We start from the raw sequence: 23,643 nt of genomic DNA, 5'->3' as shown, positions 1-23,643 counted from the left end.
TGTCCCCCTCAGGGATTCCCCGGCCGGGGGGCGGTCGAGAACAGGTTCGGGGCGATGATGCGCACCGGCTGGCGCTCCTCGCCCGCCCCCGGCACGGCCGCGGCCGGCTCTGTCAGCGCAGGCGCATCGGAGGCGACGCCGGCACTGCGCGTGGCGGCGTCGGCGGCGAGGCCCGCGGCGGTCTTGTCGGCCCGTCCCACCAGGGTCAGGCGGACCTTCGGCGGGCGCGACAGGGCTTCGGCCTGCATCGGCGTGACGAAGATGTCACCCTTGTGCCGGACCAGCATGCTCTCGGCCTTGACCAGGGACTGGGCCCAGCTCTGCCCCTCGCGCTTGCACGAGCAGTTCGGCGTGAAGGAGGTGCGGAACTTGAAGGCGTTGGGCAGGGCCGTGTAGGCGCGGCTCCCCTTCACGGTGGCGGCCTGTTTCAGGGCCTCGTCGCCGTGCGGCATCGAATAGGCGGCGGCTTCCGCGCCGGGGCAGAGGGCTTGGCAGAGCTCGTCGGCGCCCTCGCGCCCGTCGGGCAGGTTGGTCATCGGGAAGTAGGCGCCGTCGCAGGTGCGCACGCAGATCACCTGTGCGCCACCCCGCGCGCGCGCCTCGCCCGGAGGGCCGTCCGCCTTGATCAGGCTGCGGCTCGCCGCATCCGTGCAGGCGGCGGCGATCGCCTCCGTGAGCTGCTGCCGGCGGGCGGCCGTCACCTCGCCGTTCTCGGCGCCGTAGCCGGCGTTGAGCGCGCGGATGCGCTGCTCAACCGCGCCGCATTGCGGGGGGCGCGAATCGAAGAAGAGGAACCGCCCCCCCTCGCAGTTCAGGGTGCGATAATAGGCATTCAGGCGGCCGATCTCGTTCTGCAGGGCCCGCGCGGTGCTGGCGCCGTCGCTGAGGCCGGCGAGTTCGGAGCGGTAGCGCAGACAGGCAGAGGTCTGCGCCTCGGCGATACCCGTCAGGGTGGTGACGGCGAGGACGCCGGCGAGCACTCGGACGAGCGTGCGGATCTGGGAGGGGATCAGCGGCATGGCCTGATTGCAATGGATGGCGGGACGCCGCCGCGCGACGTCCCCCGAAGGAAACTTCGACGAAGCGGAGGCGAACGGGCTCAACACAAGTTTATTAGCGACCCTCGCACGACCGCGACACCCTTCCCACATCCGCTCGGAACAAACTGAGGGGAATGATACGATGTTGTGGCTTCGGGGTCTCACAGGCTGCGCGCTGGCGCTGGGGCTCGGCCTCGCCGCACAACCGGCGCGCGCGGACGATGCGGACCGCATCTTCGACAAGTCGACCGTGTGGCGACCTCTGACACCCAACGACAAGCTCGTGGTCTACGGGATCGACGATCCGTCGGTGGCAGGGGTGGCCTGCTGGTACACCCAACCGGAGAAGGGCGGCATCAAGGGCACCCTCGGCCTCGCGGAGGATGTCTCCGACATCTCCCTCGCCTGCCGTCAGGTCGGCCCGGTGCAGTTCAAGGAGAAGTTCAAGCAGGGCGCGGTCGTGTTCAGCGAGCGCCGGTCGCTGATCTTCAAGTCGATGCAGATCGTGCGCGGTTGCGACACCAAACGCAACACGCTGATCTACATGGTCTACTCGGACAAGGTGATTCAGGGCTCGCCCAAGAATTCCACCTCCGCCGTGCCGCTGATGCCCTGGGGCACCGAGCCGCCGCCACGCTGCGACGCGTTCATGGAGAAGTAGGCCGGGAGACCGGATCGCCTCACGTCGGAGCGACCCGGCTGCCTGTCACGCTCGGGCGGAATCCATCCCGCCCGAGGATTCAATCCTGGCAGGTGATCCGGATCGGGCGCTCGGCGGGCTTGGCCACCGGGGCCGGCGGGATCGCGCCGGTATATTCGTCCTGGGCGGCGACGCCGAAGGAGCCGGCAGAGGCGAAGCCCTGCGCCTCGCACCAGGCATTGGCCACCACCTGGCCGCAGGCGCTCTCGCCATTGGTGAGGCAGTCGCCGACGCCGTACCCCTCGCTCGACGGGATCAGGAACGTCTTCTCGACGGTGCCGGGTGCCTTGGCCGGGCTCTCCCCGTCGGAGGCGAGGGCGCCGTGGGCGGAGAGGACGAGAGCGAGAAGAGCGCCGATACTGGCGGTCGCGCGGCGCATGGGCAGAACCTTGCTGGTGTCGGAAGCGTATGGGGCGAAAATTTCGCGGCACCAGGTTAACAAACCCTTTCGCCGTGCCGTCGTTTTCGCGGCAGGCGTTTCGAAGGCGTGCCGGTCCGGCGTCGTTCTCGAATTGCTCATGGTTTTGGGGTAGCGCAGGACGGGCGGCCCGGCCGTCGCCTTCGCGCAACAGGGCCCCGGGCGGAACGCGGCGACGGTGTGGCGGGCGCTTGGGTGCGCTGCGGCAAAAGCCGCGCGAAACCAACGCGCTGCGGTGTTTTCAGGGACGGACGGGTCCGGATGGAGGCCCGGGACGTAAGGAAAGTTTCATGGCCTCGATGTTGCGGCTCTACAACACGCTGACCCGCGAGAAGGCCGCCTTCACGCCGATCGATCCCACGAACGTGCGGATGTATGCCTGCGGCCCCACCGTCTACGACGCCGCCCATATCGGCAACGCCCGGCCGATCATCGTCTTCGACCTGCTGTTTCGCCTGCTGCGCCACCTCTACGGCGCGCCCCACGTCACCTATGCCCGCAACGTCACGGACGTGGACGACAAGATCAACGCGCGGGCCGCCGAGCGCGGCATCAGCATCCGCGAACTCACCGACGGCACCCTGAAGGCCTTCCACGCCGACATCCGCGAACTCGGCGTGCTGATGCCGGAGGACGTCAACGTGCCGGGCGGGCGCCCGCGCTTCGTCGAGCCGCGGGCCACCGACCACATCGCCGAGATGCACACCATCATCGCCGGCCTGGTGACGCGCGGCCATGCCTACGTGGCGGACGGCCACGTGCTCTTCGACGTGCCCTCGATGCCCGATTACGGCGCCCTCTCGAAGCGTCCCCTGGACGAGATGGAAGCCGGAGCCCGCGTCGAGGTCGCGCCCTACAAGCGCTCGCCCCTCGACTTCGTGCTGTGGAAGCCCTCGAAGCCCGGCGAGCCGTCCTGGCCCTCCCCCTGCGGGATCGCCGAGCCCGGCCGGCCGGGCTGGCACATCGAGTGCTCGGCGATGTCCTGGAAGCATCTCGGCGAGCGCTTCGACATCCATGCCGGCGGCATCGACCTCATCTTCCCGCACCACGAGAACGAGGTCGCCCAGTCGCGCTGCTGCTTCGGCACCGACGTGATGGCCGACGTCTGGCTCCACAACGGCTTCCTCCAGGTGGAGGGGGAGAAGATGTCGAAGTCGCTGGGCAACTTCATCACGATCCGGGACGTGCTGAAGGATTGGCCCGGCGAGGTCGCGCGCCTTGCTATGCTCAAGACGCATTATCGCCAGCCGATCGACTGGACCCTGCGCGGCCTCGAGGAGGCGGCCCGGATGCTCGACCGCTGGTACGGGGTCGTCGGCGACGTGGCCGCGGCCGCGGCGATCCCAGAGGGCGTGCGCGAGCCGCTCCTCGACGACCTCAACACCGCCGCGGCACTCGCCGAGTTGCACCGCCTCGACGAGCCAGCGGCCCTGAAGGCCGGAGCCAACCTCCTCGGCCTGCTCACCCAGACGAAGTCGGCGCGCGACCAGGGCACCATCCGGGCGGCCGGCGTCGACGTCGCCCGGGTCGAGGCGCTGATCGCCGACCGGCGCGCGGCCCGGGCCGCCAAGGACTGGGCCGCTTCGGACCGGATCCGCGACGAACTCCTGGGCATGGGCGTCGCCGTGAAGGACGGCAAGGACGGGACGACCTGGAGCGTGGCGACCTGAGCCGGGCCGCCGCGCCGGGGCCGTCGCCTCAGAACCGCTCCGCCACCAGGGCTTCGGCGGCGGGGGCCGGCGCGACCGATCCGGCCGCGTCGCGCAGCAGGCCGATCACGTCGGCCGCCTCGGTGGCCACGAGGTAGCTCAGGTCGAGCCCTTCCCGGATGAAGCCCTGCCCCCGCATGTGGTCGAGGAGCGTCAGGAGGGGCGTCCAGAAATCCGCCACCGAGAGCAGCAGGATCGGCTTGTTGTGCTGGCCGAGCTGCGCCCAAGTGAGCTGCTCCACCAGCTCCTCCAGGGTGCCGATGCCGCCGGGCAGGGCCACGAAGGCGTCCGAGCGCTCGAACATCAGCCGCTTGCGGGTGTGCATGTCCTCCACGACGATGGTCTCCTGGATCTCGTCGAGCATGCGCTCGCGCGATTTCAGGAAATCGGGGATGATGCCGGTGACGTGGCCGCCGTTCTCGAGGACCGCCCGGGCGACGGTGCCCATCAGGCCGACATTGCCGCCGCCGTAGACGAGGCCGATCCCGGCCTCCGCCAGGGCCTTGCCGAGGGTCACGGCCGCAGCCGTGAAGGCCGGATCGCCGCCGAAGCCCGAGCCGCAATAGACGCAGACCGTCCTTACCGGAGCCATGCCGGACCTCCCTGATGCGCAGCGGCCGGGGCCCGTCCGCAGCGGTCCACGAGCCAAACTGCTGATTTTACGGAAGATCCGGCCGTGATCCGGCGGGTATGATTTGGTGATCCGATCATGTTCGCTAATATGTCGCCATCAATCGCCGGTTTGTCGACGGGCCCGATCCCGCGGCGATGGAATTTCGGCCGCCGTGCCGGTGGACGAAGGAGTGGCGTGTCATGAGGGCGGAGTTGCGACGGAGCATCTTCCTCGCCTGCGTGGGGCTTCTGGCGGGCTTTGCCCTCGTGGTCACCCTCTACGGCGCAGGCACCCTGTTCAAGCGCGGCCTCGGATCCCCGGCGGGCTCCGGCGCCCCCGAGGAGAGCGCCCCCCCCACCGGCAAGCCCCCAGCCCGGACCGACGGCGCGGCCGAGCCGAATCCGCCGGTCCGGCGGGATGCGAGCCCCGGGGAGGGGACGGCGCCGGCGGGAAAGCCCCTGGCGGCCCTGGGCCCGGGCCAGCCGTCGGCGCAGGCCTCGGGCACCTCGCCGGGCAGCGAGGCGCCGACCTTCGACATCATCCGGATCGAGCCCAATGGCGAGGCGGTGATCGCCGGGCGGGCCGCGCCCAACACCACCGTCGAGCTTCTGCGCGACAACGAGCCGATTGCCCGTGCGCTCGTCGACCCCTCCGGCCAGTTCGCCATCGTGCCCCCCGCCCTGCCCACCGGCAGCAGTGAGATCACCCTGCGGGTGCTCGGTGCCGACGGTCAGGCCCGGATCTCGCGCGACAGCGTGGCGGTGGTGGTCTCGCCCCATCGCAATGCCAAGCCCCTCATCGCCCTGACCTCCCCCGACAAGCCCACCATCGTGCTCTCGCAGCCGGACCCGGCTCCGGCGACGCCGGGGACCACCCTTGCCGATGCGGCCAGGACCGAGACGGGGAAAGCCGCCTCGGGCAAAACCGAACCGGACAGGATGGACTCGAGCAAGGGCGCCTCGGGCAAAAATCTCCCGGATAAGACCGAGGCCGGCCGGAGCGGCAAGGCCGATGGCACCCTCGCAACGACCATGCCCGACGGCCGCGCGCCCCGGAATCCGGCCCCGACGGCGCAGACCCGCCCCGGCAAGACCGACGCGGACCGCACCGGGCCGGTGAAGATCGTCAGCGTCGAGGCGGAAGAGGGCGGACGGCTCTACGTCACGAGCCAGGCCCCACCCGGAGCCACCGTGCGGCTCTATCTGAACGACGCCCTGGTGGCGCCCGGCAGTGCCGGCGCCGACGGCCGGGTGGCCTTCACCATCGGGCGCGGCGTCCGTCCGGGCGACTACAAGGTCCGGGTGGACCAGGTCGATCCCGTCTCCGGCAAGGTGAAGACCCGCTCCGAGGTCGCCTTCAACGTGCCCGCGGCGGTGACCAAGCCGGCGGCACCGGGGGCGGGCCGGCCGCCCGAGGGCGGGCCGGCCGTCGCGCAGCCGGGCAATCCGCCGGCACCGGGCCCGGTCGCACGCCTGGGGACGCCGGAGAACCCGGCGACACTGCCCCCGGCGGCCGTGCCCCGGGCAGCGGCCCCCCAGGCGCCCGCCGCGCTCCCGCCCGCGAATTCCGGGACCGGAACGCCCCAGGCCCCGACGCCGGCACCGTCCGCAGCCCCCGCGCGCACCCCGGCGCAGCAAGCACGGACGTCGCAAGATTCGCCCTCGCGAGAGGCTTCCCCGCAGCCGCCGTCGCCGCAGGTTCCGCCGCGCCCCGCTTCGGTCACGCCGCCCGCCACCGCACAGGCCGAGGCGCCCGCGCTGCGAAGCCCTGTCCCGGCCCCGCCCCAGACACCCGCCCAGAGACAGGCCCTGACCCCGGCTCTGGCGGAACGGAGCCCGACGGTCTTCGTCCCGGAGATCGGGACCGCGACGATCATCCGGGGCGACAGCCTGTGGCAGATCAGCCGGCGCATCTATGGCAAGGGCACGCGCTACACGGTGATCTTCGACGCCAACCAGCCGCAGATCCGCAATCCCGACCTGATCTATCCGGGCCAGATCTTCGTCCTGCCCACCGACGGCACCGCGGCGGTTCCGCAACCCGACAAGCGGGGCTGACGGCGCGGCCCCTACGCGGCGGGCGCCGGCTCCGGCACGAGGGCCGGTCGCTCCTTGGGCACCGGCAGCGCCGCCTCGCTGCGCTGGAGGATCTCCAGGGCGGCGTCGGCCTCGCGCTGACGGCTCCACATGGAAGCATAGACGCCGTCCTGCTCCAGCAGGGTGGCATGGTCGCCGCGCTCGACGATCACCCCCTTGTCGAGGACGATGATCTCGTCCGCATTGACCACCGTGGAGAGACGGTGAGCAATGACCAGGGTGGTGCGGCCCTGGCTCACGGTGTCGAGGGCATCCTGGATCTCGCGCTCGGTGAAGGAGTCGAGGGCCGATGTCGCCTCGTCGAGGACGAGGATCGGCGGTCCCTTCAGGATGGTCCGGGCGATGGCGACGCGCTGCTTCTCGCCGCCCGAGAGCTTCAGGCCACGCTCGCCCACGGGCGTGTCGTAGCCCTCCGGCAGGGCGGAGATGAAGCGGTCGATCTGCGCCAGGGCGGCGGCGGCGCGCACCTCCGCCGGGGTGGCGTCCCAGCGGCCGTAGCGGATGTTGTAGCCGATGGTGTCGTTGAACAGCACCGTGTCCTGCGGAACCATGCCGATGGCCGCCCGCAGGCTGGCCTGCCGGACCCGCGAAATATCCTGGCCGTCGATGAGGATGCGGCCGCCCTGCGGCTCGTAGAACCGGAACAGCAGGCGCGACAGGGTCGACTTGCCGGCCCCCGAAGGGCCGACGATCGCCACCGTCTTGCCCGCGGGCACCGCGAAGCTGACACCCTTGAGGATGGGCCGGGCCGGGTCGTAGGCGAAGCGCACGTCCTCGAACCGCACCACGCCGTCCGAGACGGCGAGCGGCAGCGCGTCCGGCCGGTCGGCGATCTCCGGGTTGCGGTGCAGGATCTGGAACATGTCGTCGATGTCGATCAGCGCCTGTTTGATCTCGCGATAGATCATGCCCATGAAGTTGAGCGGCATGGAGAGCTGCACCAGCATGGTGTTGACCAGCACGAAGCCGCCGAGGGTGGTACGCCCCGCCATGATGTCGCGCGCTGCCAGCCACATCACGATGGTCATGCCCACGGTGAAGATCACTGCCTGGCCGGCGTTGAGCACCGCGAGCGAGACGTAGGTCTGCGTCGAGGCCTTCTCGTACTTGGCCATCGAGACGTCGTAGCGTTCCGCCTCCCGCCGCTCGGCGCCGAAGTACTTCACGGTCTCGAAGTTCAGCAGCGAATCCACAGCCTTGGTGTTGGCGTCGGTGTCGGAATTGTTCATCCGGCGCCGGATCTCGATGCGCCACTGCGTCGCCTTCCAGGTGAAGGCGAGGTAGGCCGCCACCATCACGAACACGACCACCGAGTAGATCCAGTCGAACTCGTAGGCGAGGACGCCGATCACGAGCAGGAACTCGACGATGGTCGGCACCAGCGTCAGCACCATCAGGCGCGAGAGCTCCTCGATGCCGCCGCGCCCGCGCTCCAGCACGCGGGTCAGGCCGCCGGTCTTGCGCTCCAGATGGAAGCGCAGGGAGAGCCGGTGCATGTGCTCGAAGGTCTGGAGCGCGAGGCGGCGCACCGCATGCATCGCCACCTTGGCGAACAGCCCGTCGCGCACCTGCGTCAGACCCGCCATGAGGATGCGCGACAGGCCGTAGAGGCCGATCAGCAGCATCGGGGCGGCAAACAGCCCGGTGGGGATGGCCGCACCCGGCTTGGGGTCGGTCAGCGCCACCAGGGCGTCGGTGGCCCACTTGAAGGTGAAGGGCGTCACCATCGTCACGAACTTGGCGACGATCAGCAGGCCGAAGGCGAGGAAGACGCGTCGCTGCAGGTCGGGCCGGCCGTGGGGCCAGAGATAGGGCCAGAGGCGGCGATAGGTGGCGACGAGGCCGGGGCGCGCGGGCGGCGCGGCCGCGGCCGGTGCCGCCGGGGCGGGATCGGTGCTCATTCGGGTCAGGAACTCGGGATGAAGAGGGCGTCGGGCCCGGATATAGGCGCCCCGCCCGGCCAGCGACAGTCACGGGTGCCGGCGGGTCGGGCCTGCATGCACCGCAGGGACCCGCCGTCAGCCCTCTCCCGCCAGCCGGCGGAGCACCACGTCCCGCCCGATCAGCGGCAGCAGGCCGGCGAGATCCGGCCCGTGCTCCAGGCCGGTGATGGCGAGGCGCAGCGGCATGAACAGCGCCTTGCCCTTGGCCCCCGTGGTGGCCTTCACGGCCCCCGTCCAGGCCTTCCAGGTCTCCCCGTCCCAGGGCTCGGCCGGCAGGAGCGCGGCGGCGGCCCCGATGAAGGCCGGGTCGGCGATGACGGGGCTCACCGGGCCCGTGACCACGCGCCACCAGTCGCCCGCCTCCGAGACCTTGGCGAGGTTGGGCCGCACGGCCTCCCAGAACGCCGCGGCGCGCTCGGACGCGACCCCTTGCGCCGCGAGGCGGTCGGCGACCTCCGCATAGGGCATGACGTGGACGAGGCGGGCGTTGAGCCCGTCGAGCTCGTGCGGGTCGAACTTCGCCGGAGCCCGCGAAATCTGTGCAAGGTCGACGAGTCCGGCGAGCTCGTCCAGGCCCGCCACAGCGCGGACCGATTCGGCCGACCCGGTGAGCACGGCCAGCGAGCGCACGGCGCCCGGCTCGTAGCCGGCCTCGCGCAGGCCGCGCAGCGAGAGGTGGCCGAGGCGCTTCGAGAGCCCCTCCCCGTCCGCGGTGGTCAGGAGGTTGTGATGGCCGAAGACCGGGATCGCGCCGCCCAAGGCTTCGAAGATCTGCACCTGCACGCCGGTGTTGGTGACGTGGTCCTCGCCCCGGATGACGTGGGTGACGCCCATCTCGGCGTCGTCGACCACGGAGGGCAGGGTGTAGAGGTAGCTGCCGTCGGCCCGGATCAGCACCGGATCGGAGAGCGAGGCGCAGTCGACATGGGCGGGGCCGCGCACGAGGTCGTCCCAGGCCACCGTGCGTGCGTCGAGCTTGAAGCGCCAGTGCGGCGTGCGCCCCTCCGACTCCAGGGCAGCCCGCTCGGCCTCCGTCAGGGTCAGGGCGGCCCGGTCGTAGATCGGCGGCTGGCCACGCCCGAGCTGGCGCCGGCGGCGGCGCTCGAGCTCCTCCGGCGTCTCGTAGCAGGGATAGAGCCGGCCCATCGCCTTCAGGCGTTCGGCGGCCGCATCGTGGACCGCCACCCGGTCGGATTGCCGCGCGAACAGGTCGGGCACGATCCCGAGCCAGGCGAGGTCCTCGGAGACCGCGTCGGCGAAGGCCTGCGTCGAGCGCTCCCGGTCGGTGTCGTCGAGGCGCAGCAGGAAGCGCCCGCCCCGCGCCCGCGCGAAGAGCGCGTTGAGGAGCGCCGGCCGGGCGTTGCCGATGTGCAGGTAGCCGGTGGGCGAGGGCGCGAAGCGCACGAGGGGCGCGCCGGCGCGGGGCGTGTCGGCCTGGGGCGAGGTGGCGTGAGTCATGAGGCGCCCTCTAGACCATTTCGCCGGCCCTGAGGACTCCGGTGACGGGCGAAAGCCTCAGCCCCGGGTGCCCCATCTCACGCCCATCCGGCTCGGGGCATTCGAATCCGGCCCGAGGGCTGGTCCGCTCCCGCTGCGCGGCACGAAGGGCTTCGGCGTCAGGGTCTCGGGGATGGCGCTCTCGAACTCCTGCATCTTGGCGAATTGGCCCGCCTTGCGGAAGCGCCAGAGGTAGCCCGGCACCACCGCCTCCATGGCGGTGGGCTGCAGGCCGATGCCCTCCAGGGTACGCCCCTCGGCCTTGGCCGTCTCGGAGACGACGTTGTCGTTCTGGAGCAGGACGACCTGGTCGCGGGTGAGCTTCAGGCTGTCCGGCAGGAGGCCGAGGGTGAGGGTGTCGACCACCTCGAGGGCGCGGGCCTGGAACATCGCGGCCGGCTGCGGCAGGCCGAGGACCACGCGCTTGCGCATCGTGACCTTGAGCATGTAGCGCACCAGCGATTCCAGGGTCTCGACCTCCGGGCCGCCGAGTTCGTAGACCTTGCCGGCGGGCACGTGGCCCTCCACGGCGCGGGCCACCGCCTCGGCCACGTCGGCCACGTAGACGGGCTGGAAGCGCGACGCGGCGCCGGCCAGCGGCAGCACCGGCAGGGCACGGGCCAGGGCGGCGAAGCGGTTGAAGAAGCTGTCGCCGGGGCCGAACACCAGCGAGGGCCGCAGGATCACGTGCGGACCGCCGGCTTCGGCGACCCGGGCCTCGCCGAGGGCCTTGGTGCGGGCGTATTGCGAGGGCGAGTGTGCATCGGCGCCGATGGCCGAGACGTGGACCAGGGGCGCGCCGACGGCGGCCGCCGCCCGGGCGATCTCGCCCGCGCCTTCCGCCTGCAGCTGCGAAAAGGTCTGCTTGCCGGTCTCTTGGAGGATGCCCACGAGGTTGACGACGATGTCGGCGCCGTGGACCGCCCGGGCGATCGAGTCGGGGTAGCGCAGGTTGGCCTGGACGGCGACGATCTGGCCGACCTTGCCGAGGGGCTGCAGGAACAGGGCGAGGTCGGGCCGGCGCACGGCCACCCGGATCCGGTAGCCGCGCTTGGCCAGCGCCCGCACCACGTGGCGCCCGAGGAAGCCCGATCCGCCGAACACGGTGACGAGCTGCGAGGCGGGGCGGGTCAGGGGGAGGGTCTCGAAGCCGGTCATCGCTCGTGCGTCTCGAAAAGCGGCCCCCGCGCTGGTCCGGCCCCTGCGGGGCTTGGATCGGCGCCGGTCCTTGAGCCTGGTGCAGCGTATCTAGACCACTTCCAGGCCAGACGGGAGGCCGAACGATGAAATTCGGCCCTCGGCAGCTCCGGGGGAGCCTCAGCGCAGGCGCGGCTGGGGCTGCGGTCCGGCGACCGGGGTGCGCCGGCTGAGGCCCTTGTGGACGTGCACCATCAGGGCGATGCCGAAGAGCGGGGTGACGAGGTTGAGCACCGGCACCACCATCAGGCCGGCCAGCAGCACGCCGGCGAGGAGCGTGGTGCCGCCGTAGTGGCGGCGCATGGCGCCGGCCTCCGCCATCGGCCGGAAGCGTCCGGCGGCGAGCTCGAAATACTCCCGCGACAGCAGGTAGGCATTGGCCCCGAAGAACGCGACGAGATTCACCCCCGGCACGAAGAACAGGATCAGCGCCACGAGGTTCACCAACAGGGCGAGGCCGGCGAAGCGGACGGCGTAGAACATCGCGGTGCCGAGGGGCAGGGCGAGGCCGGGCGGCTCGCCCGGAAAGTCCGTGCGCTCGACGATCTCGGCCGCGTCGTCGAGGAAGTAGCCCGCCACCAGGATCGACACCGCCGGCATAACGTAGGCGAGGCCCACGAACAGGCCGGCCCCGGCGAAGAACACCGCCAGGGTATCGAGGAAGGGATAATCCACCGAGAGATGGTGCTGGGACAGGAACCAGTTGATCGCCCGCGTCAGTCCGAACCAGACGAGCACGAGGATGCCCACCGTGAGCCCGAGGGACTTCCACAGGATCGCGCGCAAGGGGGCTGAGAACACCTGCCGGACGGCGGCGAAGGCGGCCTGGATGAGCATACCTGGGTATCCCGTGGTCGTGGATCGATCCGTTCGTGAGGTCCCGGCCTGCGTCGCCCCCGCGCGCGCCGTGTCCCGAGGTTCTGGCGATGGCCGTGCGCAGGCGCAAGTGCGGGCCATCGCTGCACCACCCGTCCCGCCGGGCGGCGGACGGGCGATTCGCGGCGCCGACCCTGGACGCCCGAGTTTTCTGGCGTGTGACCGGCGTGCGACCGGTCGCACGGTGTCGCCCGGCACCGCCCTCTGCTAGGCCCATCGCCATCCTTCGCCGACAGGAACGAGACCGTCATCCATGCGGACGTCCCGCCCCGAGCACGAACGCTGGCGCCCGAGCATCGCGCCGCGCCTGGCCCCCCTGCCCGACGATCCGGAGGTCATCGTCGTCGGGGCGGGCGCCGCCGGCGTCGCGGCGGCGCGCGGCCTCGCGGCCCTGGGCGTCCGGGTGGCGGTCCTGGAGGCGCGCGACCGGGTCGGCGGGCGCCTCGTCACGGTCTCCCTGCGGGGTCACGCCGTCGACCTCGGCGGGCACTGGCTGCATGCGGGGCCGATCAACCCGCTGGTGCGGCTCGGAACCCAGCGGGGGGAGCCCCTGCGGATGGCGGCCCAGGAGAGCCATCTCTGGGTCGGGCGCCGGCGCGGCCGGCCGGCGGAGGCGGCGGCCCTCGGCCGTGCCTTCGCGGTGGCCGACCGGGCGATGAGCACCCAGGCGGGCTGGGCCGGGCCGGACCGGCCAGCGGCCACCGCCCTGCCGCCGGGCCTCGGACCCTGGGGCCGGCGGGTCGAGCGCGTCCACGGCCTGGTCTCCGGGCAGTCCCTCGCCCGCGTCTCGCTCCAGGACTTTCCCAGCATGGAGTACGGCGACAACCGCTTCATCGCCGGGGGCTACGGCGGTTATCTCGCCCGCCTCGCCCAGGGGCTGCCCATCGCCCTTGGGACGCCGGTCACCGGCATCGACTGGTCGGGCGCGGGCGTACGGGTGCACACGGGATCCCGGAGCTTCGCGGCCCGGGCCGTCATCGTCACGATACCCACCATGGTGCTGCGGGCCGCGCCTCTCTTCACCCCCGTCCTTCCCCCGGAGGTCGCGGACGCGATCACGGGATTCGCCACCGGCATCTACGAGCATGCGGTGCTGCACTGGCCCTCCTGCCCATTCCGGGGGGCGGACCGGCTCGCGAGCCTCGTCGGCGGGCGCGAGGCGAGCCCGGGCCTCCTCACCCGGATCGACGGCACGCCGTTCCACTTCTTCGAGCTCGATGCGCCGATGGCCGCCGCCCTCGACGCCCGTGGGGCCGGGCCGGACGGGGTCCGCCACCTGGTGCGGGCGACGCTCGCCGCACATGTCGGCGCCCGCGCCCTGCACGACCTGAGCATCCCGGCGGTGAGCGCGTGGCGCCACGACCCCTGGGCGCGCGGATCCTGGGCCGTGGTGCCGCCGGGCCATGCCGATGCCCGGGTCCGCCTGCAGGCGCCCGTGGCGGACCGGATCTGGTTCGCCGGCGAGGCCTTGTCGCGCCTGCAATGGGGCACGGCGGGGGGCGCCTATGCGGAGGGCGCGCGGGCCGCCGCGGCGGTGGCCGAGCGCCTGCGCGCTTAGGACGGCCTCAGGCCGGCGCCCGGCGGAACATCAGGGGCAGGAGGGGGAAAATCTCGCCGAAGCGCACCGGCAGGGATGCGATGAGGTGGGGGATTTCGTCGGCCGGTCGGGCCGGGCTGAAGAGGAAGCCCTGGATGTCGTCGCAGCGGCTCGCCCTGAGCATCTGCGCCTGCTCCCTCGTCTCGACGCCCTCCGCGGTGACGGTGATCGAGAGCTTGCGCGCGAGGGTCAGGATCGCCTCGATGATCGCCAGGCATTCGGGTCGGCTGTCCATGTCCTTGATGAAGGAGCGGTCGATCTTGATCTTGTCCACCGGGAACCGGATCAGGTAGCTCAGCGACGAGTAGCCGGTGCCGAAATCGTCGAGCGCCACGCGGATGCCCAGGGCGCGCAACTCGTTGAGGTTGGCGATGGTCGTCGCGTTCATCTCGAAGAACACCGACTCGGTGACCTCGATCTCCAGGCGCTCCGGCCTCAGCCCGCTGGCCTCCAGCGCCTGGGTCACGTCGGCGACGAGGTCGGTGTTCCGGAACTGGATCGGCGAGAGGTTCACCGCCAGCCGGATGTCGTCGGGCCAGCGCGCGGCCTCCCGGCAGGCCTGCATCAGGACCCAGCGGCCGATCTCGGTGATCAGGCCCGAGGCCTCGGCGACGGGCACGAAATCGGCGGGGGAGACCGGGCCGCCGGCGCCGCGGGTCCAGCGCAGCAGGGCCTCGAAGGTACGGACCCGACCGTCCTCCAGACCCACCAGGGGCTGGTAGTGCAGGCTGAATTCGCCCTGCGCCACCGCCCGCTTGAGATCGACCTCGAGCTCGCGCCGCAGGCGCATCGTCGCCTCGAGGTCGGGCGAGAACACCCGGACCTTGCCGCGGCCGGTGGCCTTGGCCCTGTAGAGGGCGAGATCGGCCTTGCTGAGGAGGCCTTCGGGGCTGTGCGCATCGCGCGGCGCTAGGGCGAGGCCGACGCTGGCGCCGATCTCCACCTGAACCCCGTCGAGAGTGTAGGGTGTGCTCAGGGCCGCGATGAGGCGCCGGGCCAGTTCGGTCAGGGCATCCTCGTCGCCGCCGGGCAGGAGGATGGCGAACTCGTCGCCGCCGAGGCGCGAGACCAGCCCCTGGGGCGGGACCGTACCGGTCAGGCGCTGGGCCACCCGGACCAGCAGGACATCGCCGAGGGCATGGCCGAAGGTGTCGTTGACGAACTTGAAGCCGTCGAGGTCGAGATAGAGCAGCGCGCAGGCCTCGCCCCCGGTCTGCGCCCGGGCGCAGAGCTGGGTCGCCACGCCCTGGAACTGGGTCCGGTTGGCCAGGCCCGTCAGCGGGTCGTAGCTCGCCAGATAGGCGATCCGCGCCTCGGACTGGCGGGTGTCGGTGATGTCCGAACCGACCCCGCGAAAGCCCAGGAAGGTCTCGCCGCCGTCGGTGATGGGCCTGCCGCTGAGGCGCCACCACCGCGTCAATCCGCCGATGGTGACCTCGACGACGCGCTCGCGAAAGGCCTTGCGCCCGGCGACGAGGGCCAGGATCTCGGCGATCTCCGGGGTCATCCGACGGGGCTTGCGAACGCCGAGAAAGAGTGCCGCGAACGGCGCCTCGTGTAGGATCGCCGGGTCCTCGCCCGCCACCTGGCCGATGCGCTCGGACACGTGCTGGAGGCGTCCCATTGGGTCGGTCTCCCAGAGCCAGTCGCTGGTGCTCGCCTCGAAGTCATGGAGCAGCAGGCTGATCGTCTCGTTCTGCTCGCCGACCCGGACGCGATCGATGATCCGCTGTTCCGAGAGACGTCCCATCCGCCCGGCGGTGAAGGCGACGAAGGCCGAATAGACGCCCATCAGCATCGCCAGCCACCCGTTGGCGGCCCCTCCGACAAGGAACAGAGCGGCGAGGCTGCCCAGGGCGATCGGCGCGGAGTAGACTAGGCCGAGATGCGCGAGCGAGCCGAAGGTGTAGGTGGTGGCCATCAGGCCGGCCCCGATGGCCACCACGAAGGTCTGGTCCTGGGTGCCCGCGGTGGGGAGGATCATCAGCGGCATGCTGGCCCAGGCCAGCCCCAGGATCAGCGAGAACAGGGCGGCGAGCCGATGCCCGGTGACGACGTCGCGCTCCCCCAGGCGCCGCCGGCGGTAGCGCCGCGCCCCGATCGCCGCGAGGGTGATGGGACCGGCGACGCTGCCGAACAGGATCAGCAGGTAGGTCCGGTGCGCCTCGCTCCAGAAGAGCAGCAGCACGGCACCGACGACCACCGTATGGGTCAAGGCCAGGTAGGGTGCGAATTGCAGCACCTCGTCGAGATGGCCGGCGCGGGCCTCCAGATCGTAGCGATTGGTCCGAAGGCTCGCGGCGCGGGACGGCGCCCCCTCGGCCGCCGGCTCCGGGCTCCCCGGTGCCGAGGCGCGAACGCGATCACCCGCCCGGCGTCCCCACGTGGCCTCGCGCACCCGCGCCCCGGCGGCGGGGGAGACGAGCGGCCCGGAGGCGAGGGAGGGGCAGGCGAGGACGGGGGCAGGTGGACGCGGCATCAGCTGAGCGATCTTCAGGTTATCGCCAGCAGTGGGGGCCTGCCGGATCGACCCAACCGGACAGGACTTGACGGAATCGGGGTCGCATCGTCCGCGTACCGCATCGTCAAGTCTCCGACTGGAGGGCGAGGCCACAGGCTAGTCCCGATCATTTGATAGAAACTTAATTGTAGCCTTTCGCGCGGTCCCGCAGCGGTTGCGTCGCCAGTTATCCCGTCCCGGATCGCCCCCCCCTCCTGATCGCCTCAGAAACCGGACCGGCCTCGGACGGGCCGGAGGCACTCCCGCGTCACGAGAAGAGATCGCGCGTCACAACAGGACGTGGGGGCCGAGATCCTTCGCCGGAAGGGGCTGGAGGAACGCCGCGCCGATGCCGTCCTCGAAGCAGCGCGCGACCGTGGCCGGCGTTCGGCCCAGGGTGATCTGCGTGCCGGGCTCCAAGCGGATGTCGATCCGCACGGCCGCGCCCGAGGCCGAGACGTTGAGGAGGCGGCCCGGGATCCGGGTGCCGCAGGACATCGTGACGAGGATGTCGGGCGAATCCGGCACGAAGCGCGGATGGACACGCTGGGGCACCTCGCCGCCGTTCTGCTCGGCGGCGAGGTCGAGCAGGCGACGCACGATGACGGGCAGCGGGGCCTCGGCGCGGATCACCCGGGTGACGAACTGCTCCTTGCCGCCCTCGATGACCTGGGCTTCCATCGCGCCCGCGTGTCGGATGCTGCAGGACAAGATCTCGCCCAGGGACGGCACGACGGACGAACGGAAGCGAAGACCCGTGACGGAGAGATCGGCGGTGACGGCGTAGAAATCGGCACGATACCGATTCCAGCAGAGGGCAGGCAGGATCACTCTCGTCTGCGTTGCTGTGAGGGTCTCGCCCATGGCCATCCTGAGGTTGCGGAGGCCATAAGACGGGGCGCCCCCCGACATTCCTTTACCCGAACGCCGAAAATTTGATCCAACCGGGCCCGGGAAGGCCGGCCATGCACGATTTCCGTGCAGAAGGCCCTGCTCGGAATCCTCGCACGCCGCGTCGGTGCGGACCCGCCCCTCACCCGGTCGGACGGGCTAGGGATGGCAGTCGCTGCTCGACGCCAGGGTGTCGAGGCGGGTGAGGTCGCCGACCACCGCGAATTCGCCGTAGTTGAGCCGCAGCGCGCCGCTGACGCCGTTCTCGTAGAGGTCGAAGCTGAGGACGTAGATCGGCGTGCGCTCGCCCTCGCCGGGAATGTAATAGCTCAGGGTGACGGGCCAGCGCGGCACGGTCGCCATCGGCCCCTCCCGCAGGGGCTTGTCGCGCTCGGCCGCCTTGTCGGAGGCCGCCGGCGCCGGGACCTGACGGCCGATGACCGCGAGGGTGTCGTAAACCTTGCGCCCATCGTCGGAGCCGTCGAAGACCTTGACGGAGACGGTGCTCTGCCCGTCGCGGGCCGCCTGGATCAGGCGCCGCATGTGCACCGTGGGGAAGAGGACCTCGCCCGCATCCTGGAACTGGTCGCGCTTGGGCTCCTTCAGCTTGACCTTCAGGAGGTCGGAACTCGATTCGGCGGTGCCGTCCACAGCCTGGCCGGGCGTGCCGTTGAGTACCGTGCTGGTCTTGAAGCGGTAGCTGCGCCCGTCCCCGCTCTCGAACGTGCTGTTGCGCAGGTCCGAGGTGCGGCTGCCGGTCTCGCCACTCTCCAGAACGGTCACCTGGCGGGTCTGCATCGTGTAGCCCTTGCAGGCATCCCCGGTGAAATCGATGACGATGCGCCCCCGCGCGCTCTCCACCGCCCGCGTGCCGCTGCTCTCGGCGAGGGAGAGATCGTAGACGGCCCGATGGTTGGCGAGGGTGATCGGCGCGGCGGCCCCTGCCCCGGTCGCGAACAGGACGAGACCGACGGCGATGCCGGGGACGGCCATCCGCGCCCTCGGGACGGCTGCACTCACGCTGGGACGACGCATGGACTCTCCTGACAGGACGGGGCCGGAGGACAGGGGCCCCGCCGACGCCCCTCAGATAGGGCACCCCGCGGGCCCGCGCGAGGCTCGGTCCCCCCCCGTCCGCATTCGCCGCGCCGACGGGGCGCCCTAGATCGGATCGGAGAAGTAGAACCGGAAGACGGGAGAAGGAAACGCCCATGGACGCCGATACCCTGCGCTCGCTCCAGGCCCCGATCAAGGACCGCTACCGCAACGCCCCGGACTCGGCCGTGGTGACCCTGCGGGCCCGGGGCAGCCTCGACGACACGGCCATCGCTTGCAAGGTCGAGACCGGGCGCGCCCTCGCGGTGGCGGGCCTGCACCCGGCCACCGGCGGCTCCGGCGCCGAGCTCTGCTCGGGCGACATGCTGCTCGAAGCCCTGGTGGCCTGCGCCGGCGTGACCCTGAAGGCGGTGGCCACCGCGATCGGCGTCGCGCTCCGGTCCGGCACGGTGAGCGCCGAGGGCGACCTCGATTTCCGCGGCACCCTCGGGGTCGACAAGGCGGCGCCCGTGGGCTTCCGCGCGATCCGCCTCACCTTCGCCCTCGACACGGACGCCCCCCCGGACAAGCTCGACCAGCTCCTCAAGCTGACAGAGCGCTACTGTGTCGTGTTCCAGACCCTGAACCACAAGCCGGAGCTGGCCGTCACCCTCGCGCAGGGCTGACCGGCAGCGCCGGGTTTCGCGCCGGGGCGAATGATCCCGGGGCCGTGCTGGCGCGTTCCCCTCGACATGATGATTTTTCAATGGACAGTCGGCGTCCTTCTCGGCGCCGTGCTCCTGGCGGGGCTCGCCCGCCGGGTGGGTGCCCCTTATCCCGTCTTCCTGGCCCTGGGGGGCATCGGCCTCGCCTTCATCCCGGCCGTGCCCAACCTGGTGCTCGACCCGGAGCTGGCGCTGGCCCTCTTCCTGGCGCCCGTCCTGCTCGATGCGGGCTACGACACCTCGGTGCGGGACCTGCGCACCCACTGGCGCCCGATCGCCGGCCTCGCCTTCGGGGCGGTGGTCGCGACCACGGCCGCCGTGGCCGTGGTGGTGAAGTGGCTCGTGCCGGACATGCCCTGGGCGGCCTGCATCGTGCTCGGCGCGGTGGTGGCGCCCCCCGACGCCGTGGCCGCGCTGTCGGTGCTGCGCCACGTCTCGCTGCCCCACCGCCTCACGACGATCCTGCGCGGCGAGAGCCTCCTCAACGACGCGGGCTCGCTGATGATCTACCGCCTCGGGGTCACGGCGGCGGTCACCGGCACCTTCTCGGTGAGCCAGATCGGCCCGGCCTTCCTCGTGGGCATCCTCGGCAGCCTCGTCGCCGGGCCGGTCCTCGCCCTCCTCTACAGCGCCGCCACGCGCCCGGCCACCGACGCGCCGAGCGTCATCGTCCTGCAGTTCGTGGCCGCCTTCGGAATCTGGATCGGAGCGGAGCACGTGCACCTGTCCGGGGTGCTCACCGTGGTCACCTTCGCCATCACGGTGGCGCGCATCGCGCCGGGCCACACCCCGCCGCGCACCCGCATCGTCTCCTACGCGGTCTGGGACACGGCGGTGTTCGTGCTGAACGTCCTCGCCTTCGTGCTGATCGGCCTGCAGATCGGCCCGATCCTGGAGCGCCTGACCCGGGAGCAGCAGATCTCCTACGCGCTGGTCGGCGCGGCGGTGTTCCTCACCGTGGTGGTGGTGCGCTTCCTCTGGGTCCTGCCCACGGCCCACCTCGCCCGCCTGGGAGCCGACGGGACCGAGACCCGCGACCGCGGGCTCTCGGCCGGGATCGCGGTGTCCTGGGCGGGCATGCGGGGCATCGTCACCATCGCCACGGCCCTGGCCCTGCCCGACGGCGATCCGGGCTTTCCCTACCGCGACCTCATCGTGCTCACCGCGTTCTGCGTCATCATCGGCACGCTGACGATCCAGGGCCTGACCCTGCGTCTCCTGCTCGGCCGGCTTGGGTTGGAGGACAACGACCCGGTCGGGCGCGAGGTCGGGCACGGCCGCACCGAAGCCTACCGAGCCGCCCTGGAGAGCCTGGAGAATGCCGAGGATGCCCCCTCCGAGGCCTTGCGCGAGGAGTTCTGCATCGCCCTGGAGCAGGCCGAGGCCCGCGACACGGGCTTCGCCTCCGAGGCGCTGCCCGCCGATGCCGCCCGTCGGCGCGCCATTGAGGCGGCCCGCGACCGGGTGCTGGCCCTGCGCCGCTCCGGCACGATCGGCGACGACGCCTACTACGTGCTGGAGGAGGAGTTCGACTGGGCCGAGATGAATGCGACGCCCCGGGCCGAGACCTGACACGCGGGCGCGGAGTCGCATCTCGACCCCGACGCCTCAGGCCACGGGCGCCACCCGCAGGGAGAAGTGTGCGCCCTGCACGTCCGGGGCGACCGCGAGGGCGCCCCCGAGCTGGCGGGCGAGGCTGTTGATGATGCGCATGCCGAGGCTGGCGCTGCGCGCCGCCGTGGGATCGAATCCGTCCGGAAGCCCGGCGCCGTCATCCTCCACCGCGAGGATCAGGCCGGCCGCCCCGTCGGGCCGGGCCTCGACCCTGATCTCGCCCTCGCCGTCCGCGTAGGCGTACTTGATCGCGTTGGTGACGAGTTCGTTGACGAAGAGGCCGAGGGGGATCGCGAGATCGGCGGGGATGTTCATCCGCGCCGCGCGGCAGACGAGGCGGTGGCGCGGCGCGCTCTCCTGCAGCTTGGCGCAGAGGGCCTCGAGGAAGCCCGCGACGTCGATCGCCTCGAGGCTCGGCTGGCGCCAGAGCTGGTCGTGGACCTGGGCCACTGCCTCGACCCGGGTGCGGGCATCGGCGAGGGCGCTTTTCACGTCGTCGTTGTCGGAGCCCCGGGCCTGGAGCCCGAGAAAGCCCGCCACCACCGCGAGGCTGTTCTTCACCCGGTGGCTCATTTCCCGGGATAGGAGCTCCTGGCGCTCCAGGGCCGCCTTCAGCCGTGCCTCGGCCCGCTGGCGCTCGATGGCACCGCCGACGAGGTTGGCGAACCCCTGCATGAAGGCGATGTCGGCCTCCTCGAACTGGCCCTCGCGGGTGTCGTCCACCTCCAGCACGCCGTAATTGCCGTCGCGGTTGGCGATCAGCACGTTGATCGCGCGGCGGATGCCGTGGTCGGCCATCAGCTTCGGCGTGCGGAAGCGCGTCTCGTTCTCGAGATGGTTCGAGATCACGGGCCGGCCGGTCTTCAGGGCATAGCCCGCCGGCGAGGCGAGGTCGGCACCGATGATGGTGGTGCCCACCGCGTCCTCGGCCCAGCCCACACCGGCACAGACGAGGAGGCAATCCTGGTGCGGTTTGTATTCCAGCGCCTTGCAGAACTGCGCCTCCATGCCCTCGGCACAGAGTTCGGTGGCGCGCTGGAGCAGGGGCAGCAGCTCGGTGGCCCGCAGGGCTTCGACCCCGAAATCGGAGAGGATCGCCTGCTGCCGCAGGCGGATCGCCAGGGCCTTCGGCGCCAGTTCGGTCATCGCTACGCTACACGTCCCGGTTTCGGCGCGGCCGGGCCGCCCGTCCGCATGGCTCCCTTGTGCGACACCCGGAGCGCTGCCCGCAAGGTCATACAGCACGGTCCGCACGAGAGTTGATGGCCCGCGCCCGGCTCAGATCTCGATCTCGGTGCCGACCTCGACCAATTGCCGGGTCGGCACGCAGAAATGCGCGCCGGTGCGCTCGGCGTTGCGCAGGAGGAAGGCGTAGATCTCCTCCCGCCAGGTCGCCATGCCGCGCTGGTCGCTCTTCGGGATGATGGTCTCGTGCCCGATGAAAATCGTCAGATCCTCGAGGCACTCTGCCGGCAGGCGCTTGGCATCCACGGCGCAGCGGAGGCCGTCGGGCACCGAGGCATCCTCCATGAAGCCGTAGCGCAGGATCACGCGGGTGATGTCGGGCGTGATCGGGATGACCTCGGCGCGCTGATCGCGAGCGACGGCCGGCTCCTCCTCGTAGCGGGCGGTCACGATGAGGATGCGCTCGTGCAGGGCGTGGCTGCGCGCGACGAAGCGGGACAGGTGCAGCGGAATGGCGCTGGTGGCGGAGGACAGGAAAGCGGCGTTGCCCGGCAGGACGATCGGCGGATCGCGCCGGAGCTGCTCCAGGAATTCGACCTCGGGCTGGCGCAGGGCGACCCGGGCCGACTCGACGAGCTGGTTTCCTTTGCGCCAGGTGAGCATCAGGAACGCCACCACGGCCGCCAGCATCAGCGGAAACCAGCCGCCCTCGAACAGCTTCACGCTGTTGGCCCCGAGGAACACGAAGTCGATCGCTAGGAAGAACCCGTTCACCGCCAGCACGGCCACGGGGTTGTAGCCCCATTTCAGTGCCACGAGGGCGGCGAGCAGGGTGGTGATCGCCATCAGGGAGGCGACGGCGATGCCGTAGGCGCCGGCCAGGGCATCCGAGGAGCCGAAGACCAGGACCGCGCTCAGGGTGGCGGCGGCGAGCAGCCAGTTCACCATCGGCACGTAGATCTGTCCGCGCTCGTGCCGGGCGGTGTGGACCACCCGCATCGGCGGCAGGAAGCCGAGCTGAATCGACTGCTGGGTGAGCGAGAAGGCCCCCGAGATGATCGATTGCGAGGCGATCACGGTGGCGACCGTGGCGAGGCCGATCAGCGGATAATGCGCCCAGTCCGGGCTGAGGCGGTAGAACGGGTTCTCGATGGCGTCGGGCTCGACCAGGAGCAGCGCGCCCTGTCCGAAATAGTGGATCACCAGGGCCGGCAGCACGAGGCCGAACCACGAGGCGCGGATCGGGCCGGCTCCGAAATGCCCGAGATCGGCATACATCGCCTCGCCGCCGGTGACCGCCAGGAAGGCCGCGCCCAGCATGGCGAAGCTGACGTGCCAGCCCGCATGCGTCAGGAATTCGACGGCTTTGAGCGGGTTGAGAGCGGTCAGGATCTGCGGCGCATGCCAGATGCCGCCGAGACCGAGCAACGCCAGCACGACGAACCAGACGAACATCACCGGGCCGAAGATGCGGCCGATGAAGGCCACGCCTCGGCTCTGGACCAGGAACAGCCCGACCAGGATCAGCACCGTGATCGGCACGACGAAGCGCGACAAGGCCGGAGCCTCGACCTTCAGGCCCTCCACCGCGCTGAGCACCGAGATCGCCGGCGTGATCGCGCCGTCGCCGTAGAGGAGCGCGGCGCCGATGAGTCCGACCACGAGGAGAAGGCCGGCCCAGGAGCCGGGCTTGGCGTTCCGGGCTCCGAGCAGCGCCAGCATGGCGACGATGCCGCCCTCGCCGCGGTTGTCGGCGCGCAGGATCAGCACGGCGTACTTGATCGAGACGATGAGGATCAGCGACCACAGGATCAGCGAGACGGCCCCCGTCACCGCGATCGGAGTCGGGGGCGCCCCGGCACTCGCGGCGCGGACCGCCTCCTTGAAGGCGTAGAGGGGGGACGTGCCGATATCGCCGTAGACGATGCCGAGCGCCCCCAGCATCACCGCCGGGCGCAGGGCCGGCCGTCCCGAACGGGATTCCTCGTGGACCACGGGCACGCTCTC

The 23,643-nt window shown here is 71.2% G+C and carries 18 protein-coding genes; 6 read left to right on the top strand and 12 right to left on the bottom strand.

Annotation, left to right across the window (positions count from 1 at the left end; translation table 11 throughout):
- Window positions 1-8 precede the first annotated feature (8 nt).
- Complete coding sequence (locus ASF18_RS12830) at window positions 9-1,019, bottom strand: DUF2865 domain-containing protein (RefSeq protein ID WP_056352067.1); 1,011 nt, start codon at window positions 1,017-1,019, stop codon at window positions 9-11.
- 163 nt (window positions 1,020-1,182) lie between these two features.
- Between ASF18_RS12830 and ASF18_RS12825 the strand changes: the two genes are divergently transcribed.
- Window positions 1,183-1,701, top strand: coding sequence for a CreA family protein (locus ASF18_RS12825; RefSeq protein WP_056352065.1), 519 nt, complete (start codon window positions 1,183-1,185; stop codon window positions 1,699-1,701).
- Window positions 1,702-1,780: 79 nt separating this feature from the next.
- Here ASF18_RS12825 and ASF18_RS12820 read toward each other — a convergent pair whose 3' ends face one another.
- On the bottom strand, window positions 1,781-2,119 hold the full coding sequence (locus ASF18_RS12820; protein ID WP_056211689.1) for a hypothetical protein: 339 nt from the start codon (window positions 2,117-2,119) through the stop codon (window positions 1,781-1,783).
- Window positions 2,120-2,448: 329 nt separating this feature from the next.
- Between ASF18_RS12820 and cysS the strand changes: the two genes are divergently transcribed.
- On the top strand, window positions 2,449-3,828 hold the full coding sequence (gene cysS, locus ASF18_RS12815; protein ID WP_056352063.1) for a cysteine--tRNA ligase: 1,380 nt from the start codon (window positions 2,449-2,451) through the stop codon (window positions 3,826-3,828).
- A gap of 28 nt (window positions 3,829-3,856) precedes the next feature.
- Here the strand turns inward: cysS and ASF18_RS12810 are convergent, their stop codons facing one another.
- Complete coding sequence (locus ASF18_RS12810) at window positions 3,857-4,459, bottom strand: TIGR00730 family Rossman fold protein (RefSeq protein ID WP_056352060.1); 603 nt, start codon at window positions 4,457-4,459, stop codon at window positions 3,857-3,859.
- A gap of 221 nt (window positions 4,460-4,680) precedes the next feature.
- Between ASF18_RS12810 and ASF18_RS12805 the strand changes: the two genes are divergently transcribed.
- Window positions 4,681-6,537, top strand: coding sequence for a LysM peptidoglycan-binding domain-containing protein (locus ASF18_RS12805; protein WP_056352057.1), 1,857 nt, complete (start codon window positions 4,681-4,683; stop codon window positions 6,535-6,537).
- Window positions 6,538-6,548: 11 nt separating this feature from the next.
- Here ASF18_RS12805 and ASF18_RS12800 read toward each other — a convergent pair whose 3' ends face one another.
- The 4 genes from ASF18_RS12800 to ASF18_RS12785 all read right to left on the bottom strand — a co-directional run bounded on the left by ASF18_RS12800 (window position 6,549) and on the right by ASF18_RS12785 (window position 12,050).
- Entirely contained in the window at window positions 6,549-8,477 is a 1,929-nt protein-coding gene (locus ASF18_RS12800; RefSeq protein WP_056352055.1) for an ABC transporter ATP-binding protein/permease, read from the bottom strand.
- A gap of 117 nt (window positions 8,478-8,594) precedes the next feature.
- Window positions 8,595-9,977 carry a glutamate--tRNA ligase gene (gltX, locus tag ASF18_RS12795; RefSeq protein ID WP_056352052.1) on the bottom strand — a complete coding sequence of 461 codons (1,383 nt, stop codon included), beginning with the start codon at window positions 9,975-9,977 and terminating at the stop codon, window positions 8,595-8,597.
- A 57-nt stretch (window positions 9,978-10,034) separates the two neighbouring features.
- On the bottom strand, window positions 10,035-11,174 hold the full coding sequence (locus tag ASF18_RS12790; protein ID WP_056211677.1) for a complex I NDUFA9 subunit family protein: 1,140 nt from the start codon (window positions 11,172-11,174) through the stop codon (window positions 10,035-10,037).
- A 159-nt stretch (window positions 11,175-11,333) separates the two neighbouring features.
- Entirely contained in the window at window positions 11,334-12,050 is a 717-nt protein-coding gene (locus ASF18_RS12785) for a sulfate transporter family protein (RefSeq protein ID WP_056211675.1), read from the bottom strand.
- Window positions 12,051-12,342: 292 nt separating this feature from the next.
- Between ASF18_RS12785 and ASF18_RS12780 the strand changes: the two genes are divergently transcribed.
- Entirely contained in the window at window positions 12,343-13,647 is a 1,305-nt protein-coding gene (locus ASF18_RS12780) for an FAD-dependent oxidoreductase (protein WP_056352050.1), read from the top strand.
- A 7-nt stretch (window positions 13,648-13,654) separates the two neighbouring features.
- Here ASF18_RS12780 and ASF18_RS12775 read toward each other — a convergent pair whose 3' ends face one another.
- From ASF18_RS12775 to ASF18_RS12765, 3 genes are all read right to left on the bottom strand, one after another.
- On the bottom strand, window positions 13,655-16,165 hold the full coding sequence (locus tag ASF18_RS12775) for an EAL domain-containing protein (RefSeq protein ID WP_056352047.1): 2,511 nt from the start codon (window positions 16,163-16,165) through the stop codon (window positions 13,655-13,657).
- A 309-nt stretch (window positions 16,166-16,474) separates the two neighbouring features.
- On the bottom strand, window positions 16,475-17,050 hold the full coding sequence (locus ASF18_RS12770) for a PilZ domain-containing protein (protein WP_056211668.1): 576 nt from the start codon (window positions 17,048-17,050) through the stop codon (window positions 16,475-16,477).
- A gap of 186 nt (window positions 17,051-17,236) precedes the next feature.
- Entirely contained in the window at window positions 17,237-18,112 is an 876-nt protein-coding gene (locus ASF18_RS12765; protein WP_082487479.1) for a cell envelope integrity EipB family protein, read from the bottom strand.
- A 176-nt stretch (window positions 18,113-18,288) separates the two neighbouring features.
- Between ASF18_RS12765 and ASF18_RS12760 the strand changes: the two genes are divergently transcribed.
- On the top strand, window positions 18,289-18,798 hold the full coding sequence (locus tag ASF18_RS12760) for an OsmC family protein (protein ID WP_056211665.1): 510 nt from the start codon (window positions 18,289-18,291) through the stop codon (window positions 18,796-18,798).
- A gap of 66 nt (window positions 18,799-18,864) precedes the next feature.
- Complete coding sequence (locus ASF18_RS12755) at window positions 18,865-20,409, top strand: sodium:proton antiporter (protein ID WP_056352044.1); 1,545 nt, start codon at window positions 18,865-18,867, stop codon at window positions 20,407-20,409.
- Window positions 20,410-20,445: 36 nt separating this feature from the next.
- On the opposite strand, the gene ASF18_RS12750 is transcribed toward ASF18_RS12755, so the two are convergent.
- Window positions 20,446-21,597, bottom strand: coding sequence for a histidine kinase dimerization/phosphoacceptor domain -containing protein (locus tag ASF18_RS12750; RefSeq protein WP_056211660.1), 1,152 nt, complete (start codon window positions 21,595-21,597; stop codon window positions 20,446-20,448).
- A 132-nt stretch (window positions 21,598-21,729) separates the two neighbouring features.
- Window positions 21,730-23,580, bottom strand: coding sequence for a KUP/HAK/KT family potassium transporter (locus ASF18_RS12745; protein WP_156389770.1), 1,851 nt, complete (start codon window positions 23,578-23,580; stop codon window positions 21,730-21,732).
- Window positions 23,581-23,643 lie beyond the last annotated feature (63 nt).

The organism is Methylobacterium sp. Leaf89, from assembly GCF_001422215.1.
Lineage (GTDB): Bacteria > Pseudomonadota > Alphaproteobacteria > Rhizobiales > Beijerinckiaceae > Methylobacterium.
This window is presented reverse-complemented; position numbering and strand designations above follow the sequence as displayed.